We start from the raw sequence: 18,409 nt of genomic DNA, 5'->3' as shown, positions 1-18,409 counted from the left end.
AAGAATGATTCCACTTCATTATAGTTCAAGTCATTGGTTACCATCAAGACCAAATCTAATCCCTGCTCCAGATCCTACCCCAGTACCAAGTCCACAACCTGTACCAAATCCTCAATCATCTCCAAGCAATCCAATTGATGGAAAATTGGTTAAACATGCTGTTCGAAAGGTAGCTGATGGTTATGTCTTTGAAGAGAATGGAACCTCGCGTTATATCTCTACTAAGGAGCTTTCAGCAGAAACTGTTGTAGCCATTGATAATAAACTTGCCAAACAAGAAAGTTTGTCTCATGTGTTAGGAGCTAAGAAAAGTACCATCCCTTCTAGTGAGCAAGAATTTTACAACAAGGTTTATGATTTACTAGCAAGAGTTCATAAAGATTTGATTTCTAATAAAGGTCGCCAAGCTGATTTTGAAACTTTGGATACACTTTTGGAACGTCTTAATGATGTCTCAAGTGATAAAGTCAAGTTAGTTGATGATATTCTTACCTTCCTAGCGCCAATTACCCATCCAGAGCGACTTGGCAAACCAAATGCTCAAATTGCTTATACGGACGATGAAATTAAATTAGCGAAATTAGCAGGTAAGTATACAACAGAAGATGGCTATATCTTTGATCCTCGTGACATAACTAGCGATGAAGGCGATGCCTATGTAACTCCACATATGTCCCATAGTCATTGGATTAAGAAAGAGAGCTTGTCTGAAGCTGAAAGAGTGGCAGCTCAGGCTTATGCTAAAGAGAAAGGTTTGATACCTCCTTCAACAGAGAATCAGGGTTCAGGAAATACTGAGGTTAAAGGAGTAGAAGCAATCTATAATAAAGTGAAGGCAGCTAAGAAAGTTCCACTTGATCACATGCCTTACAATCTCCAACATACTGTTGAAGTTAAAAACGGTAGTTTGATTATACCTCATTATGACCATTACCATAACATTAAATTTGCTTGGTTTGACGAAGGACTATATGAGGCACCTAAAGGTTATAGCCTTGAGGATCTTTTTGCGACTGTAAAATATTACGTTGAACATCCAAATGAACGTCCTCACTCAGATAATGGTTGGGGAAATGCCAGCGACCATGTTCGTAAAAATAAAGTAGAAGACAGTAAACCTGATGAAGATAAGAAACGTGATGAAGTAAGTGAGCCAACTCGCCCTGAATCTGATGAAAAAGAGAATCACGCAGGTTTAAACCCTTCAGTAGATAATCTTTATAAACCGAGCACTGATGAAGACGAGACAGAGGAAGTATCTAAAGATATAACAGCCGGAGATGAAGTACCTCAAGTAGAAACAGAAAAAGTAGAAGCCAAACTCAAAGAAGTAGAAGCTTTACTTGATAAAGTAACGGATGCTAGCTTGAAAAACAATGTGACAGAGAGCCTAGCTGGTTTACGAAATAATCTGAGTCTCCAAACCATGGATAATAATGGCATCATGGCAGAAGCAGAGAAATTACTTGCTTTGTTAAAAATATAGTGAGTCAGTTATGACGAAATCAGAAGCATAAATTTATCCTGTTAAATCAAAATGATGTAAGAGTCAGTAGCAATACTGGCTTTTATTTGTCTCGTTCCGTAAGGTTCAGGCTAACTAAACCACCTGATTTTTTGGGGGCTTTGGATTCATTTAGGAGAAATCAATCTATATCCAAGGTTAGTAACTTAATTATAGGTCTTCCTTTGTTAGAGAAGATAATGGTAAAAGGGGAGGGGGTAATTGATTTTACAGTCTAGGATGTTTTGATAACAATTCATGATTTGAAGAGGATATTTTGAAAAGATATTCTATACTAAACTTGTTATGCAGTTAAGCAAACCATTATATTCAATAATCTAGCCAAGGAAAACAGAGGATTTAAGATGAAAAAACGGATTATTCAGATTTTACTAGCATTGTCCTTAATTTTTTACAAATCAACTTGGTTTTGGGGAATTTTCAATCACCTCGCAAAGCCCTATCTACCAGCAAGTCGTGAATTTTTTCAGATTCTGCTTTGGATGGAGAGTGGAGGTCTTTTATTAGCGGTCATCTATCTACTAGTTTTTGCAGGAAAGAAGACTTTTCATTTCAAGTGGCAGCCGAGGTACTTTATCTACCTTTTACTGGGCTACATCATTTCGTATATGTCGGACTTCTTCTTGTCTTATTTCATACCCTCGTCTTCAAATCAAATTTCTTTGAATGAAACGGTAGAAATGATGTGGAGACAGGAGTACCCTTATTTCTTGCTCATCGTTTGCTTCATCGGCCCTATTGCTGAGGAGTTGATTTATCGCGGTGTGCTTATGACAACCTTTTTCAAAAACTCACCTTGGTACGGAGATGTCTTGCTTTCTGCTATTATTTTCGGTTATATTCATATCAATTTTGCTTTAACTCCTCTTGCTTTTTTCATTTATGCTAGCGGAGGGCTTATTTTGGCTCTATTGTACCGTATGACTAAAAATCTCTATTATCCAATAGTAGTTCATATTTTCATCAATATTACTGCCTTCTGGAATGTGTGGTTACTCCTATTTTCAGGAAATTAGCTTACTAAAACAATGTCGGAACTTTCCGGCATTTTCTTTTCAACAGGTGAGCAAGAACTGATTATTTTCAGACTTGGCTGGCTAATCATGGTATAATAAAAGGTAATGAAAAATTCCAACGAGGCAGAGATGAAATTACTTTATACTGATATTCGGACTTCTTTGACAGAAATTCTAACAAGAGAGGCGGAGGAGTTAGTTGCTGCTGGCAAGCGGGTCTTCTACATAGCTCCCAACTCTCTTTCTTTTGAAAAAGAACGCGCCGTACTGGAATGCTTGTCCCAGCAGGCTTCTTTTGCGATTACCGTCACGCGCTTTGCGCAGATGGCTCGATACCTGATTTTGAATGATTTGCCAGCTAAGACCAGTCTAGATGACATTGGTCTTGGGATGGCCTTTTACAGATGTCTTGCTGAACTTGATCCCAAAGACTTACGTGTTTATGGTGCGATTAAGCAGGATACTCAATTCATCCAGCAGTTGATTGAATTGTATCACGAAATGACCAAGGCTCAGATGAGTTTTTTGGACTTGGAGAGTTTGACGGATGAGGACAAGAGGGCCGATTTACTCTTGATTTTTGAGAAGGTAACGGCTTATCTCAATCAAGGTCAGTTGGCTCAGGGAAGTCAATTGTCCCATTTGATTGAGGCTATTGAGAATGACAAAGTTAGTAGTGATTTTACTCAAATCGCCTTGGTTATTGATGGCTTTACCCGTTTTTCTTCCGAAGAAGAGCGAATTGTGGACTTACTTCATGGCAAGGGTGTTGAGATTGTCATTGGGGCTTATGCTAGTAAGAAAGCTTATACTAGCCCATTCGCTGAAGGCAATCTCTATCAAGCCAGTGTGGAGTTTCTCCATCATCTAGCCTCTAAATACCAAACTCCTGCTCAAGACCGTTCTCAGACTCATGAGAAGATGGATAGTTTTGATAAGGCCTCTCGTTTATTGGAATCGTCCTATGACTTTTCAGAATTAACATTGGATGTCAATGAGAAGGACCGTGACAACTTACAAATCTGGTCTTGCTTGACGCAAAAGGAGGAGTTGGAGCTAGTAGCCCGTAGCATCCGTCAGAAATTGCATGAGAACTCAGACCTGAGTTACAAGCATTTTCGTATTCTCTTGGGGGATGTGACTTCTTACCAGTTATCTCTCAAAACCATTTTTGACCAGTATCAGATTCCTTTCTATCTTGGTAGAAGCGAATCCATGGCCCACCACCCTTTGACACAGTTTGTCGAGTCTATTTTAGCTTTAAAACGCTATCGTTTCCGTCAGGAGGATTTGATTAATCTTCTCAGAACAGGTTTGTATACCGACCTCAGTCAGGCTGATATTGATGCATTTGAGCAATATATCCGTTATCTTGGTATCAATGGCTTGCCAGCCTTTCAGCAAGCCTTCACCAAGTCCCATCACAGAAAATTTGATTTAGAGCGTTTGAATGCCCTTCGTCTGCGTGTTTTAGCACCTATTGAGACTCTTTTTGCAAGTCGAAAACAAAAGGCTGAAAACCTCTTGCAAAAGTGGAATGTCTTTCTAAAAGAAGGAGAGGTGACCAAGCAACTGCAAGATTTGACAGCCACTATGGAAGCTGTAGAACAGGAAAGACAAGCCGAAGTTTGGAAAGCATTCTGCCATGTTTTAGAACAATTTGCGACTGTTTTTGCTGGTTCACAGGTTAGTCTAGAGGACTTTCTAGCCTTGCTCCATTCTGGAATGAGTCTATCTCAATACCGTACCATTCCAGCGACAGTGGACACCGTTCTGGTGCAGAGTTACGATTTGATTGCACCACTGACTGCTGACTTTGTCTACGCCATTGGGTTGACTCAGGACAATTTACCAAAAATCGCGCAAAATACCAGTCTTTTGACAGATGAAGAAAGACAAAGCTTAAACCAAGCGACAGAGGAAGGGTCACAATTGCTGATTGCCAGCAGTGAAAACCTCAAGAAAAATCGCTACACTATGCTTTCCTTGATCAATTCTGCTCGTAAGCAGTTGGTTTTGTCGGCTCCAAGCCTTTTTAACGAAAGTGAAAGCAAGGAATCAATCTATCTTCAAGAGTTAGTCCATTTTGGATTTAGTCGAAAAGAGAAGAGGGTGAATCACAAGGGGCTGTCTAAGGAAGAACTAGGGTCATATCACAGTCTTTTGTCTAGTCTGGTGGCCTATCACCAGCAGGGCGAGACGAGTGATACTGAGCAAGATTTGACCTTTGTCAAGGTTCTGGCGCGTGTGATGGGTAAAAAACTTGACCAAAAAGGTCTGGAAAATCCAGCCCTGCCAACCAGTCCAAGCAGTAAGCAGTTGACCAAGGATACCTTGCAGGCTCTCTATCCAGCTGACAAGGAGTTTTACCTGTCTACCTCTGGTTTGACGGAGTTTTATCGCAATGAATACAGTTATTTTCTTTGCTACGTTTTAGGATTGCAGGAGGAATTGCGCCTGCGTCCAGATGCCCGTAGTCATGGGAATTTCTTACACCGCATTTTTGAACGCGCCTTGCAGTTACCTGATGAAGATTCTTTTGACCAACGTTTAGAACAAGCTATTCAAGAAACCAGTCAAGAACGCGAATTTGAAGCTATTTATCAAGAAAATTTGGAAGCCCAGTTTACTAAAGAAGTTCTGCTTGATGTGGCGCGGACGACTGGACATATTCTCCGACACAATCCAGCCATCGAAACCATCAAAGAGGAAGCGAATTTCGGTGGGAAAGAGCAAGCCTTTATTCAATTGGACAATGGTCGGAGTGTCTTTGTACGAGGTAAGGTTGACCGCATTGACCGTTTGAAAGCTGATGGAGCGATAGGGGTAGTAGACTACAAGTCTAGTCTGACTCAGTTCCAGTTTCATCATTTCTTTAATGGACTTAATTCCCAGTTACCAACCTATCTAGCTGCCTTAAAAAGAGAAGGGGAGCAGAACTTTTTTGGTGCCATGTACTTGGAAATGGCTGAGCCTGTCCAATCTTTGATGGCCGTTAAAAGTCTGGCAGGTGCAGTAGTAGAAGCCAGCAAATCAATGAAATACCAAGGGCTCTTTTTAGAAAAAGAAAGCAGTCATTTGGGTGAATTTTACAATAAAAACAAGGCTAATCAGCTGACGGATGAGGAATTCCAGCTCCTGCTAGACTACAATGCCCATCTTTACAAGAAAGCAGCTGAGAAGATTTTAGAAGGTCAGTTCGCCATTAATCCTTATACCGAAAATGGCAGAAGTATTGCACCGTATGTTCAGCAACATCAGGCTATTACAGGATTTGAAGCCAATTACCACTTGGGTCAAGCCCGTTTCCTAGAAAAGTTGGCCTTAACTGATGGCAAGCGTCTGGTCGGAGAAAAACTCAAGCAAGCTTGGTTTGAAAAAATAAGAGAGGAGTTGAATCGATGAAGCCCATTCCCTTTTTAACTGAGGAGGAAATTCAAAAACTGCAAGATGCAGAAGCAAATTCGAGCAAGGAACAAAAGAAAACTGCTGAGCAAATTGAAGCCATCTACACTTCTGGTCAGAATATCCTTGTCTCAGCGTCTGCTGGTTCTGGGAAGACTTTTGTCATGGCCGAGCGTATTCTGGATCAGTTAGCTCGTGGTGTCGAAATTTCTCAACTCTTCATCTCAACCTTTACCGTTAAGGCAGCCACTGAGCTTAAGGAACGTTTGGAGAAAAAAATCAGCCAACAAATCCAAGAAACCGATGACGTTGACCTCAAACAACACTTGGGTCGCCAGTTGGCAGACCTACCCAACGCTTCCATCGGAACCATGGACTCTTTCACACAAAAATTCCTTGGTAAACATGGCTATCTGCTTGACATTGCGCCTAATTTTCGTATTTTACAAAACCAAAGCGAGCAACTCCTTCTAAAAAACGAAGTCTTTCATGAGGTATTTGAAGCTCATTACCAAGATAAACATAAAGAAAAGTTTAGTCATTTGCTGAAAAATTTTGCTGGACGTGGAAAAGATGAACGGGGTCTGCGCCAGCAAGTTTACAAAATTTATGACTTCCTCCAATCCACCAGTAATCCTCAGAATTGGCTGAGTGAATCTTTCCTTAAAGGCTTTGAAAAAGCTGATTTTACCAGTGAAAAAGAAAAACTGACTGAGCAGATCAAACAATCCCTTTGGGATTTGGAAAGCTTTTTCCGTTATCATCTGGATAATGATGCCAAGGAGTTTCCAAAGGCTGCTTATCTAGAAAATGTTCAGTTGATTCTAGACGAAATTAGCTCCTTGAATCAGGAGTCCGATAGTCAGGCTTATCAAGCAGTGCTTGCGCGTGTTGTCGCAATTTCGAAAGAGAAAAATGGTCGGGCTCTGACAAATGCCAGTCGCAAGGCTGATTTGAAACCACTGGTCGATGCCTACAATGAAGAGAGAAAGACCCAGTTTGCTAAACTAGGACAACTAGCAGACCAGATAACCATTCTCGATTATCAAGAACGTTATCATGGAGACACTTGGGAGCTAGCTAAAACCTTCCAGTCTTTCATGAGTGATTTTGTGGAAGCTTATCGTGAACGCAAACGCCAGGAAAATGCCTTTGAATTCGCTGATATCAGCCATTATACAATTGAGATTTTAGAGAATTTTCCGCAAGTCCGTGAGGCTTATCAGGAGCGCTTCCATGAAGTCATGGTTGATGAGTATCAGGATACCAACCATATTCAAGAACGGATGCTAGAATTGCTGTCTAATGGCCACAATCGCTTTATGGTAGGAGATATCAAGCAGTCCATTTATCGTTTCCGTCAGGCAGATCCGCAGATTTTCAATGAGAAATTCCAACGCTATGCGCAAAATCCACAAGAAGGCAAGCTGATTTTGCTCAAAGAAAATTTCCGTAGTAGTTCAGAAGTGCTATCAGCAACCAATGATATTTTTGAACGACTTATGGACCAAGAGGTCGGCGAAATCAACTATGATAACATGCACCAGCTTGTTTTTGCTAATACCAAACTGACTCCCAATCCAGAAAACAAGGCAGAATTTCTCCTCTATGACAAGGACGATACAGGTGAGGAAGAAGAGGGTCAAGCAGAAACGAAACTAACAGGTGAAATGCGCTTAGTTATCAAGGAAATCCTTAAACTCCATAAGGAACAAGGTGTTGCCTTTAAGGAAATTGCCCTTCTGACCTCCAGTCGCAGTCGTAATGACCAGATTCTTCTCGCCCTGTCTGAGTACGGAATTCCTGTCAAAACCGATGGAGAGCAAAACAATTATCTCCAATCCCTAGAAGTGCAAGTCATGCTAGACACCCTTCGTGTCATTCACAATCCTCTTCAAGACTATGCCTTGGTTGCCCTTATGAAGTCTCCTATGTTTGGCTTTGATGAGGACGAGTTAGCACGTTTATCTCTTCAGAAAGCAGAGAATAAAGTCCACGAAAATCTCTATGAGAAACTAGTAAATGCACAAAAAATGGTAAGTAGCCAAAAAGTCTTGATTCACTCAGCTCTAGCTGAGAAACTAAAGCAATTCATGGATATCTTGGCTTCTTGGCGCTTGTATACCAAAACTCACTCCCTCTATGACTTGATTTGGAAGATTTACAACGACCGTTTTTATTATGACTATGTTGGGGCTTTGACAAATGGTCCTGCTAGACAGGCCAATCTCTATGCCCTAGCACTGCGTGCTGATCAGTTTGAAAAGAGCAATTTCAAGGGCTTGTCACGTTTTATTGGTATGATTAACCAAGTCTTAGAAGCCCAGCACGATCTTGCAAGCGTGGCTGTCGCACCGCCCAAAGATGCAGTAGAGCTCATGACCATCCACAAGAGTAAAGGATTGGAGTTTCCTTATGTCTTTATCCTCAATATGGATCAAGATTTCAACAAGCAAGACACCATGTCAGAAGTCATTCTCAGTCGTAAAAATGGACTAGGTGTCAAGTATATTGCCAAGATAGATACAGGAGCAGTGGAAGCCCACTACCCTAGAACCATCAAACTCTCTATTCCTAGCCTGACCTATAGGCAAAATGAGGAAGAACTGCAGCTGGCAAGCTACTCAGAGCAGATGCGCCTTCTTTATGTTGCCATGACACGGGCTGAGAAAAAGCTCTATCTTGTCGGTAAGGGGTCTCGTGAAAAGCTGGAAGCCAAGGAATACCCAGCAGCTAAAAATGGAAAACTAAATAGCAACACTAGACTTCAAGCCAAGAATTTCCAAGATTGGATTTGGGCTATCAGTAAAGTGTTTGCAAAGGATCATCTCAACTTTAGCTATCGTTTTGTTGGAGAAGATCAGTTGACCAGAGAAGCTATCGGAGAGTTGGAAAACAAGAGCCCTCTCCAAGATAGCTCTCAAGCAGATAACCGTCAGTCAGAAACCATCAAAGAAGCCCTTGAAATGCTGAAAGAAGTAGAAGTATATAATACTCTTCACCGCGCAGCTATTGAACTTCCTAGTGTTCAAACCCCAAGTCAAATCAAGAAATTCTACGAACCAGTTATGGATATGGAAGGTGTCGAGATTGCAGGTCAAGGCCAGTCAGTAGACAAGAAAATCAACTTTGATTTGCCAGATTTTTCAACCAAAGGAAAGGTAACAGGAGCTGAGATTGGTAGTGCTACCCACGAACTCATGCAGAGAATCGACCTCAGTCAGCAACCAACACTTGCTAGCCTGACAGAAACTCTCAAACAAGTTCAAACCAGCCAAGCTGTCAGGGAAAAAATTAATCTTGCCAAAATTCTTACATTCTTTGACACAGCACTTGGTCAGGAAATTCTCGCTAATACCAACCATCTCTATCGTGAGCAACCTTTCTCCATGCTCAAACGAGACCAAAAGAGTCAGGAAGACTTCGTTGTCCGTGGTATCCTTGATGGATATCTGCTTTATGAGGACAGAATTATTCTGTTCGACTATAAGACAGACCGCTATGATGATCCAAGTCAACTCATAAACCGCTATCGTGGTCAGTTAGCCCTATACGGAGAGGCTTTATCTCGAGCCTATTCGATTGAAAATATTGAAAAATACTTGATTTTACTCGGTAAAGACGAGGTTCAAGTTGTAAAAGTATAATCTAGAAAGGAGACCTCATGACACTTCCAGTTAGAAAATCCCTACACGATGCGGTGTTACAGGCTTCAAAAGCTGATGCTTGGGAACAAGCTACCAAGGAATGGAATGAAGTTTCCTTGATTTTTAACGGTATCGGCCGTAGCAATTGTGTCTGTGGAAATGCCATCAAGTACGCTTACGAACTCTTTAACGGCGTCACAGGTCAACGCCTCTTTCCGATTGGTAGCGATTGTGTTCGTCATTTTCATCGATTGACTCTTGACCAGCAACTGGAAGAGGAAGAAAAACTGCTCAGAAAGATTGAAAATCTGACCAGAAAAGTCCATAAAAAGGAAAAAATCAAGGTCAATAAAAGTGACTTTGACGAGCGACTTCTAAAATGGCTCTGGGAAAAAGGTGTTTTTAAATCTAATCGTGGCAATCAGTTCACACCTGAAAGAGACTACCAACTCTTTCTAGAAGTCTTTCAAGGAGGAAGTTGGACCAAGGCAGAGCCCAAGAAGAAGGCTCGTATGGAAGAAGTCCTTGAAAAGTGTATCAAACCCTTTTTACTTGGAAAACCAGATGACCAACTCTACCTTGTCAAGCTAGGTAAGGAGAAAATTGATTATGAGCAAGAACTCCGTATCCAGGCAGAGAAAGAGCGCAAGAAGAGGGATAAAATCGCCAAGCAATATGCAGACAATCTAGTCCTAGCCATGGGCCCAGCAGAGCGTGCCTATCAAGACTACTTTGGCTTTACAGAAACCCTGACTCAAGAAGAACGCAAGTGGGAGAAAATTCTTTTTGGTAAAAATCGAACAGAACGGGCTATCAAGGCCAAACAATACCAAAAAGAGTTGGAAAAAGACCAACGAATTGCAACTCAGGATCCAATTGAGAGAAAGCAGAAGCAGACATGGCTTCTCAATTCCTATTTTCGTGAGCTTCCTGAAGAAAAATCCCGATTTGCCCGGCTCTTATTAGAATATCGAAAGAGTGGAGAAGTGCCTTTTTCTACTGAATATCTGTCAGACCATCTCATCGACTTTTTCTATAAAATGAAAGCTTTGGAGTTTGAAATCGCACCAGAACAAGTCCGAGATTTTCTAAAAGAAAGCCTTCAGGCAGATCATCTATCCTCAGCACAAGAAAGCTGGATAGAAGGCATTCTCCTCAACTGCATCAAACCATTTTTAGAACGATTGCTAATATAAGTAACACCTACCGTGGAAATTTCATGGTAGGTTACATTTTATCCAAAAAGAGAAAATAGGAAATGGCAAACCCTGCTCCTTCGTATTTTATATATAAAACAAAGTATGAAAGCGTAACTCAATTTTAAGACTTTTTGGTAAATTAAGAGTATAATTAAAGTGTGATGCCTTTTTTATAGATAATACACTAATATATTAAAGGTCTTCGTAACATAAATATAAATTTTATTTCAAGGAGGAATCATGGAAAAGTATTTTGGTGAAAAACAGCAGCGTTTTTCATTTAGAAAATTATCAGTAGGACTTGTATCTGCAACGATTTCAAGTTTATTTTTTATGTCTGTATTAGCTAGTTCATCTGTGAATGCTCAGGAAACTGCGGGAGTTCACTATAAATATGTGACAGATTCAGAGCTATCATCAGAAGAAAAGAATCAGCTCGTTTATGATATTCCGACATACGTGGAGAATGATGATGAGACTTATTATCTTGTTTATAAGTTAAATTCTCAAAATCAACTGGCGGAATTGCCAAATACTGGAAGCAAGAATGAGATGCAAGCCCTAGTTGCTGGTGCTAGCTTAGCTGCTCTGGGAATTTTAATTTTTGCCGTTTCTAAGAAAAAAGTTAAGAATAAAACAGTATTACATTTAGTATTGGTTGCAGGAATAGGAAATGGTGTCTTAGTTTCAGCTCATGCTTTAGAAAATAATCTCTTACTGAATTACAATACTGACTATGAATTAACCTCAGGAGAAAAATTACCTCTTCCTAAAGACATTTCAGGTTACACTTATATTGGATATATCAAAGAGGGGAACATAACTTCTGAATCTAAAGTAAGCGATCAAGAGAAATCAGTAGCTACTCCCAAAACTCAACAAAAGGTGGATTATAATGTTACACCGAATTTTGTAGAGAATCCATCAACAGGACAAGCTATTCAGGAACAAACACCTGTCTCTTCAACTAAGCCGACAGAAGTTCAAGTAGTTGAAAAACCTTTCTCTACTGAATTAACGAATCCAAGAAAAGAAGAGATACAATCTTCAGATTCTCAAGAACAATTAGCAGAACATAAGAATCTAGAAACGAAGAAAGACGAGAAGGTTTCTCCAAAAGAAAGGACTGGGGTAAATACACTAAATCCACAGGATGAAGTTCTATCAGGTCAGTTGAACAAACCTGAACTCTTATATCGCGATGAAACTATAGAAACAAAAATAGATTTTCAAGAAGAAGTTCAAGAGAATCCTGATTTAGCTGAAGGAACTGTAAGAGTAAAACAAGAAGGCAAATTAGGTAAGAAAGTTGAAGTCGTTAGAGTATTCTCTGTAAACAAGGAAGAAGTTTCTAGAGAAATTATTTCAACCTCAACGACTGCGCCTGTTTTAAGAATAGTCGAAAAAGGTACTAAAAAAGCTCAAGTAATGAAGGAACAACCTAAGACTGGTGCAGAACATGGTGAGGTACAGTCTGGAGCTATTGTTGAACCCGTAGTCCAACCTGCATTACCAGAAGCAGTTGTAACAGATAAAGGTGAACCGGCAATTCAGCCAGAGTTACCAGAAGCAATTGTAAGCGATAAAGGTGAGCCAGAAGTTCAGCCAGCGTTACCAGAGGCAGTTGTAACTGAAAAAGGCGTACCAGAAGTTCAACCAGCGTTACCAGAGGCAGTCGTGACTGACAAGGGTGAGCCAGAAGTTCAACCAGAGTCGCCAGATACTGTGGTAAGTGATAAAGGTGTACCAGAAGTCCAACCAGCGTTACCAGAAGCAGTTGTAACAGATAAAGGCGAACCTGAACAGGTGGTACCGCTTCCAGAATATAAAGGACCACAAGCCGGAGCTATTGTTGAACCAGAGCAGGTAGCACCACTACCAGAATACACAGGTCCCCAGGCAGGGGCAGTAGTTGAACCTGCAATCCAACCAGAGTTACCCGAAGCAGTTGTTACAGACAAGGGTGAACCAGAAGTTCAGCCAGCGTTACCGGAAGCAGTTGTAACTGAAAAAGGCGAACCAGCAGTCGAACCAGAGCTACCGGAAGCGGTTGTGACTGACAAAGGTGAGACTGAGGTTCAACCAGAGTCGCCAGATACTGTGGTAAGTGATAAAGGTGAACCTGAACAGATAGCACCACTACCAGAATATACAGGAGTACAGGCTGGAGCGATAGTAGAACCAGAAAAAGTAGCCCCCCTACCAGAATATACAGGTGTACAAGCTGGAGCGATAGTAGAACCAGAGAAGGTAGAAGCACCGAAAGAATATACAGGAGTACAGGCTGGAGCGATAGTAGAACCAGAAAAAGTAGCCCCCCTACCAGAATACACAGGTCCACAGGCCGGAGCGATAGTTGAACCAGAACAAGTAGCCCCACTGCCAGAATACACAGGTGTACAAGCTGGAGCGATAGTCGAGCCAGAGAAAGTAGAAGCACCGAAAGAATATACTGGTAAAATCGAACAAGCAAGTGCAGAAGAGACTAAACATGAAAATGAGGCAAGTCCTACAAATGGGGAAGCGGAACGTCCTAAAGATAAAATTAAAGAAGAAAAACAAGTCGACAAGAAACTAGAACTTAGAAATGTTTCAAACGTGGAATTATATACAGTAGAAAATAATAAATATCGACATGTAACTTCACTTGCGAGTGTTCCAACTACTCCAACTGATTACTTTATGAAAGTAAAATCAGAGAACTTTAAAGATGTTATGTTACCAGTTAAGAGTATTGAGAGCGTTAGAAAAGATAATCAAGATGTTTATAAAATTGTAGGACAAGCTAATGATTTAATTCAATACGAAAACAATAGTACTTTAGAAAATTATACTTACTACCTACCTAAGACGGTAAGTAGTGAAAATGGAGTTTATACATCATTTAAAAATCTAGTAGATGCTATGAATAGTAACCCACATGGTACGTTCCGCCTAGGGGCGACTATAGATGCTCGTGAAGTAGATCTTCCAGATGGTAAAGAAAGTTATATTAATCACGAATTTAGTGGTACATTAATAGGTTCAAACAATGATAAGAACTATGCTATATATAATCTGAAAAAACCGTTATTTAATGTTTTAAATCATGCTAATATTCGAGATCTTTCAATAAAAGAAGTAAATGTTTCTTCTAAAGAAGATGCTGCCACAATTGCTAAAGAGGCGAATAATGGTACTACAATTACAAATGTTCACTCATCTGGTGTAATTGCTGGTGAACGTAGCATGGGTGGTTTAGTTTCACAAGTAACTAACTCTACAATTTCTAATAGTAGTTTTACTGGTAGAATAACGAATACTTATGATACAAGAGCTACTTATCAAATAGGTGGTTTAGTAGGAAAACTTTCAGGAGTTAGTGCTTTGATTGATAGATCAATTTCATCTATCGATATGGCGACAAATGCTAATACAGGAGACCAGGTTGTTGGTGGTATAGCAGGTGTTGTTGATAAAAAAGCGACAATTAGTAATAGTTATGTTGAAGGAAATCTTAATAATGTAAAACATTTTGGTTATGTTGGAGGAGTTGCAGGGTATCTTTGGGATAGAGAATCATCAGATGAAAGAAACTCAGGTCAACTTACAAATGTATTAAGTGACGTTAATGTTACGAACGGTAATGCTATTGCTGGTTATGATTTTAAAGGAATAAGAGCAACTAACACTTATAGTAATAAAAATAATAAGGTAGTCAATGTAGTACAAGTAGATGATGAAGTACTAAGTAGAGATTCAGAAATACAAAGAGGAACTGTATTAGAAAATAATAAAGTTCTGGAGAAAAAAGCTGAACTTGTTCATAAAAATGATATTAAAACAGAAGACTTTAACTTCTCTTCTAAATATAAAACGGATTATAGAAATTTAAAAGATGCTGATATTTCTAGGTTGAAAGTATATAAAAATATTGAGAAACTATTACCTTTCTATAATAGAGAGACAATTGTTAAATATGGTAATTTAGTGGACACTAATAATGATTTATTTACTAAAGAGCTTGTGTCTGTAGTTCCGATGCATGAGAAAGAAGTAATTTCTGATATTAATAAACATAAAGCTAGTATTAATAAGCTGTTACTTCATTATTCAGATAATACTTCTCAAACATTAAATATAAAATATCTACAAGATTTCTCTAAAGTAGCAGAATATGAAATAGCTAATACAAAATTAATATACACACCTAATACGCTGTTGCATAATTATGATAATATTGTAAACGCTGTTTTAAATGACCTGAAATCTGTTCAATATAGTTCAGCTGGAGTTAGAAATGTCTTAGATATTTCTAATGACATAAAATTAACTGAATTATATCTAGATGAACAATTCGACAAAACAAAAGCAAACATTGAAGATAGTTTATCAAAACTTCTTTCTGCTGATGCGGCAATAGCTGAAAATAGTAATTCAATAATTGATAATTATGTAATAGAAAAAATTAAGAATAATAAAGAAGCGTTACTTCTAGGTTTAACTTATCTAGAACGTTGGTATAATTTTAAATATGATAATGCGAGTGCTAAAGATTTAGTATTATATCATTTAGATTTCTTCGGTAAGTCTAATAGTTCTGCATTAGATAATGTTATTGAATTAGGTAAGTCTGGCTTTAATAATTTATTAGCGAAAAATAATGTAATTACTTATAATGTATTATTAGCGAAAAATTATGGAACTGAAAGTTTATTTAAAGCATTAGAAGGTTATAGAAAAGTATTTCTACCAACTACTTCTAATAACGACTGGTTTAAAAAACAATCTAAAGCTTATATAGTTGAAGAAAAATCTACTATTCCTGAAGTAAGTTCTAAGCAGTTAGAACAAGGAACAGAACACTCTATAGGTGTTTATGATAGATTAACTAGTCCATCATGGAAATATCAAAGTATGGTCTTACCGTTATTAACTTTACCAGAAGAAAAAATGATATTTATGATCGCCAATATTTCAACTATAGGATTTGGTGCTTATGATAGATATAGAAGTCCTGAACATCCTAAGGGAGAGAAATTAAATAAATTTGTAGAAGATAATGCAAAAGAAGCGGCTAAACGATTTAGAGATCATTATGATTATTGGTATAAAATTCTAGATAAAGAAAATAAAGAAAAATTATTTAGAAGTGTCCCAGTCTATGATGCATTTAGATTTGGAAATGATAAAGATAATAAGTTACAAGAAGCTAATTTTGAAACTAATCATCCAGCTATTAAAAACTTCTTTGGCCCTGCTGGAAATAATGTTGTTCACAATGCTAATGGTGCATATGCAACGGGTGACGCATTCTACTACATGGCTTATCGTATGTTAGATAAATCTGGTGCGGTAACATATACTCATGAAATGACACATAACTCTGATAGGGAAATTTATCTTGGTGGCTATGGTCGAAGAAGTGGCTTGGGACCAGAGTTCTTTGCTAAAGGCTTATTACAAGCACCAGACCATCCAGATGATGCGACCATTACCATTAACTCAATCTTGAAACATTCAAAATCTGATAGTACAGAAGGACAACGATTACAAATACTTGATCCAACTACGAGATTTAAAAACTCTGATGATTTGAAGCAATATGTCCACAATATGTTTGATGTCGTTTATATGTTGGAATATCTTGAAGGACAATCAATCGTTAAGAAACTGAATGTTTATCAGAAAATGGAAGCTCTCAGAAAAATTGAGAATAAGTATGTGAAAGATCCAGCAGATGGAAATGAGGTTTACGCCACTAACGTAGTCAAAACATTGACAGAAGAAGAGGCCCAACAATTGACTAACTTTGATAGTTTGATTGACCATAATATCTTATCAGCTCGTGAGTACAAGTCTAAAGAATATGAAAGAAATGGCTACTTCACTATTAAATTATTTGCGCCGATTTATGCAGCATTAAGTAGTGATATAGGAACACCTGGCGACTTGATGGGCCGTCGTATGGCTTATGAACTCTTGGCTGCTAAAGGCTTTAAAGATGGTATGGTACCATATATTTCAAATCAATATGAAGACCTTGCTAAACAAAATGGTAAAAAAATAACTATTTATGGTAAAGAACGAGGATTGGTGACAGATAAACTTGTTTTAGAAAAGCTATTTGATGGTAAGTATCTATCTTGGGCAGCCTTTAAAAAAGCTATGTATCAAGAGCGCATTGCTCAGTTTAATCATTTAACTAAAGTTACTTTTAAAGATCCGACGCAATCATGGATGAGTAATGCCACCAAGACCATTCAAAGAGTAAATGATTTACAACAACTAATGGATGAAGCTGTTCTACAGGATGCAGAAGAACGTAATTATTATTATTGGAATAACTATAATCCTGAGACTGACAGTGCAGTTCATAAGTTGAAGAAAGCAATATTTAAGGCTTATCTAGATAAAACCGATGATTTTAGAAGTTCAATTTTTGAGAATAAAAAATAGTGTTTACTGTTAGGAAATAAAATTAAAGAAGGTGATTACGCTTGTCATTATTTAAAAAAGAACGATTTTCGATCCGAAAAATCTGTGGGATTGTTGGTTCGGTGTTACTAGGAAGTGTCTTGGTTGCACCGTCAGTCATCCATGCTTCTACCTATCATTACATTGAAAAAAGTGCTCTTACACAAGAAGAACAAACTAAGATTCAGGCAGGAATTCCTACTGATAATGAGGAAACTTATGCTCTTATTTATCAGCAGGAAACTCTTCCTGCAACAAGTTCATCGACTTCTGTGCTTACAGCTTTAGGTCTATTAGCTATTGGTAGTTTAGTTCTTTTAGTTCATAAAAAGAAAAAAGTTGCTAGTCTGTTCTTAGTTACTACTATCGGACTGATTAGTCTTTCTAGTATGCAAGCTCTCGATATAAGCAATTCTTTGAAAGCTCCAAGTAATGAAGGAGTAGTTCAAATTGCTGGATATCGTTATATTGGATACTTATCCCTTGATGATGATGCAATTTCAGAAATTCAACATAAGGATGAGGGAACAAAGAATGTTCCAGTATCTGAAACTCAGGAAAGTATCCCTAATGAAGCGCCTAAAGCTGAGAAACCTAAATACACTGAGCCTGTAAGTACAGTCCCAGACGAGGCTCCTAAAGCAGAGAAGCCTGACTATACAGCACCAGTTAGTGGTAATCTGGTAGAACCTGAAGTTCATGAGAAACCAGAATATACAGGTCCAATTGGCGGCAATTTAGTTGAACCAGCAGTTTATAAAAAACCAGAATATACTGAACCTGTAGGTACTGTTCCAGACGAGGCTCCTAAAGCAGAGAAGCATGAACATACAGCACCAGTTAGTGGTAATCTGGTAGAACCTGAAGTTCATGAGAAACCCGAATATACAGCACCAATTGGCGGCAATTTAGTTGAACCAGAAGTTCAACCAGCGTTACCAGAAGCTGTTGTAACTGATAAAGGGGAACCAGAAGTTCAACCAGCGCTGCCAGAAGCTGTTGTAACTGATAAAGGGGAACCAGAAGTTCAGCCAGCATTACCGGAAGCTGTTGTAACTGATAAAGGGGAACCAGAAGTTCAGCCAGCGTTACCAGAAGCTGTTGTGACTGACAAAGGGGAACCAGAAGTTCAACCAGCCTTACCCGAAGCAGTTGTAACTG

Annotated in this window: 7 protein-coding genes; all 7 read left to right on the top strand. The window is 38.8% G+C overall.

Annotated elements, in window-relative coordinates; genetic code table 11:
• On the top strand, positions 1 to 1,486 hold a 1,486-nt coding region (locus HMPREF1048_RS0102000), incomplete at its 5' end, for a pneumococcal-type histidine triad protein (protein WP_033630598.1).
• A 383-nt stretch (positions 1,487 to 1,869) separates the two neighbouring features.
• On the top strand, positions 1,870 to 2,541 hold the full coding sequence (locus HMPREF1048_RS02830; protein WP_000746013.1) for a CPBP family intramembrane glutamic endopeptidase: 672 nt from the start codon (positions 1,870 to 1,872) through the stop codon (positions 2,539 to 2,541).
• A 129-nt stretch (positions 2,542 to 2,670) separates the two neighbouring features.
• Complete coding sequence (gene rexB / locus HMPREF1048_RS02825) at positions 2,671 to 5,946, top strand: ATP-dependent nuclease subunit B (RefSeq protein ID WP_004248174.1); 3,276 nt, start codon at positions 2,671 to 2,673, stop codon at positions 5,944 to 5,946.
• Positions 5,943 to 9,593 carry a helicase-exonuclease AddAB subunit AddA gene (addA, locus tag HMPREF1048_RS02820; protein ID WP_000802631.1) on the top strand — a complete coding sequence of 1,217 codons (3,651 nt, stop codon included), beginning with the start codon at positions 5,943 to 5,945 and terminating at the stop codon, positions 9,591 to 9,593. The genes rexB and addA overlap by 4 nt, the downstream gene beginning before the upstream one ends.
• Positions 9,594 to 9,610: 17 nt before the next feature.
• Positions 9,611 to 10,789, top strand: coding sequence for a hypothetical protein (locus HMPREF1048_RS02815; protein ID WP_000174745.1), 1,179 nt, complete (start codon positions 9,611 to 9,613; stop codon positions 10,787 to 10,789).
• A gap of 243 nt (positions 10,790 to 11,032) precedes the next feature.
• A complete protein-coding gene (locus HMPREF1048_RS02810) occupies positions 11,033 to 17,230 on the top strand; it encodes a ZmpA/ZmpB/ZmpC family metallo-endopeptidase (protein WP_000417197.1) in 6,198 nt (2,065 codons plus the stop codon).
• A gap of 41 nt (positions 17,231 to 17,271) precedes the next feature.
• Positions 17,272 to 18,409: SIALI-17 repeat-containing surface protein (locus HMPREF1048_RS02805; RefSeq protein ID WP_004248172.1), on the top strand; the 1,138-nt coding region annotated here is incomplete at its 3' end.

The sequence above is a fragment of the Streptococcus mitis SK575 genome, assembly GCF_000257865.1.
In the GTDB taxonomy this organism is placed as follows: domain Bacteria; phylum Bacillota; class Bacilli; order Lactobacillales; family Streptococcaceae; genus Streptococcus; species Streptococcus mitis_CQ.
The sequence above is the reverse complement of the archived record's forward strand: the minus strand, read 5'-3'. Positions and strand labels throughout refer to the sequence as shown.

Coding starts and splice junctions, on each gene's coding strand:
- rexB (WP_004248174.1), top strand. CDS start 2,671: ATGAAATTACTTTATACTGATATTCGGACTTCTTTGACAGAAATTCTA.
- HMPREF1048_RS02810 (WP_000417197.1), top strand. CDS start 11,033: ATGGAAAAGTATTTTGGTGAAAAACAGCAGCGTTTTTCATTTAGAAAA.
- HMPREF1048_RS02815 (WP_000174745.1), top strand. CDS start 9,611: ATGACACTTCCAGTTAGAAAATCCCTACACGATGCGGTGTTACAGGCT.
- HMPREF1048_RS02830 (WP_000746013.1), top strand. CDS start 1,870: ATGAAAAAACGGATTATTCAGATTTTACTAGCATTGTCCTTAATTTTT.
- addA (WP_000802631.1), top strand. CDS start 5,943: ATGAAGCCCATTCCCTTTTTAACTGAGGAGGAAATTCAAAAACTGCAA.